Source organism: Chromobacterium haemolyticum DSM 19808 (assembly GCF_000711885.1).
GTDB lineage: Bacteria > Pseudomonadota > Gammaproteobacteria > Burkholderiales > Chromobacteriaceae > Chromobacterium > Chromobacterium haemolyticum.
The window spans coordinates 1-1,908 of the sequence record NZ_JONK01000063.1 but is presented as its reverse complement, the minus strand read 5'-3'; the positions used below and the strand labels follow the sequence as shown (position 1 = coordinate 1,908).

The following is a 1,908-nucleotide window of genomic DNA, read 5'->3' as shown; positions in this document are numbered from 1 at the left end:
AACGGCGGCTGGATACGCATTACGCCTTACTCAAGCTGGCTTTCTCATTGATCTGTCTGCGATTTATCGACAGGTTTTGTTAGCGGGTCTAAGAGCGGCTAACAAAATTCCTGATACTGCGTTGCGCCGACTTGCCGAACTCAAGCACTGCCTGCGTCGGCGCGCCTTGACCTGCTCTTCTTAAACAGGGCCATCCGAAACTTAGTAAAGTTCGTCTTGTACTAGGAGAACGAACTTGAAGAAGCGGTTCACGGAAGAACAAATTATCGAGTTTCTGAAGCAGGCCGAAGCCGGCGTGCTGGTGAAGGAGTTGTGCCGGCAGCATGGCTTTAGCGATGCCTCGTTCTACAACTGGCGGGCCAAGTTCATCGGCATGGAGGCTTCAGATGCCAAGAGGCTGAAGGAGCTCGAAACCGAGAATGCCCGGTTGAAGCGCTTGCTGGCCGAGGCTATCTTGGACGCCGAGGCACTCAAAGTCGCACTTGGGGTAAAGCGTTAACCCCGCAACAGAAGCGTGAGGCGGTGCAGCGGATGCGCGAGATGACCCCTATCTCGAAGCGACGGGCCTGTCGGCTGGTGGGGTTGTCACGCAGTGTCTATGTCTATCAAGCATGGACAACGCAGTTGAAGACACGACTAATCGAGTTAACCCAGGAGCGGAGCCGGTTTGGCTATCGCCGCTTGCACATCCTTCTGCATCGCGAAGGTGTGTGGGTCAACCACAAGCGGGTCTACCGGCTGTATCGTGAAGCGGGCTTGATGGTTAGGCGACGGATGCGGCGCCATGGCGTTGCCGTGGATCAAGAGTCCTTAGAACAGCCAGATCGGCCCAATGCGGTGTGATCAATGGACTTTGTCTCAGATGCGCTGGCCAATGGTCGACGCATCAAGGATGCTCACTATCGTGGATGATTTTCAGCAAGGAATGCATCGCCGTGGTCGCAGATTATGGGATCTCGAGGCTCAACGTGGTCCGAATGCTGGAGCGGGCAGCCTGATTCCGGTGATAGCGGCCATTTTTCATTGGTCACACAGAAGTCAGCTTTGGCCGAGGAACATCCCCTAGGTTACGTCGAGCGTCAGCAGTGAACCTCTCTACTAGATGGCCACTACTAGCCGAAAGACTAAGTACTTTACACAAGCGATCTTTACTACTCCGTCTTCCCATGACGATTTTCCCCAAATAAATCATCAGCATGATGAACAATTTGCTGATATATAGTTCCGGTTACCGTTCTGATCCTCCCGGGTCAACTGTCGCACAAGACCGAAATGCATGGCGCCCTCAGCAAAGGGCGTCGAAATTTCGGTCTTTTTCTTTGCGCATTAAATTCAACTCAACGCAGGCGTCAACTGGATGGGGTTGAGCAGCCCATGCGCCGTTCTTGCCCGCCCGTCACACCACCTCCCTTTTGTCGCGCCGCGGCATGACCGCCCCGCCCGCCTTTCCAGCCCGCAGCAATTTTGCTGCGCTGCACCGTTTGCCACAGAGCTGCCACAGCCTTTAAAAGCGTGCATTGAGCAAGGTTAATGTTTTTTCAGCCGTCTCAAAATGTGCGTTTGCACAAATGAGACAAATCCCTCTTGCCGACATATGTCGAGTGAATTTTACTGTGTAAACTTCATGCCGTATTGATATAATTCCCCCGTATTATCAAAACGACATATTCGACCTGTCTTATACGACATGTGCAGGGCAACCATGAAAAACGCCATAACGCGCACCTACCACACCCGCCCACGCCAATCCACGGCGTCGCCGACAGATCCCCCCCTCCCCGCGCCCATCTGCCGCCAGTAAACCGAGCCATGTACTAAGACCCGCTAACAAAACCTGTCGATAAATCGCAGACAGATCAATGAGAAAGCCAGCTTGAGTAAGGCGTAATGCGTATCCAGCCGCCGTTC

At 53.5% G+C, this 1,908-nt stretch carries 1 protein-coding gene and 1 pseudogene; both read left to right on the top strand.

Going from position 1 to position 1,908, the window contains the following annotated elements; translation table 11 throughout:
- Positions 1-184: hypothetical protein (locus BR71_RS24685; RefSeq protein WP_208854915.1), on the top strand; the 184-nt coding region annotated here is incomplete at its 5' end.
- A gap of 51 nt (positions 185-235) precedes the next feature.
- Positions 236-995: pseudogene (locus tag BR71_RS24895) on the top strand (IS3 family transposase); the annotation flags it as partial.
- Positions 996-1,908: the final 913 nt, after the last annotated feature.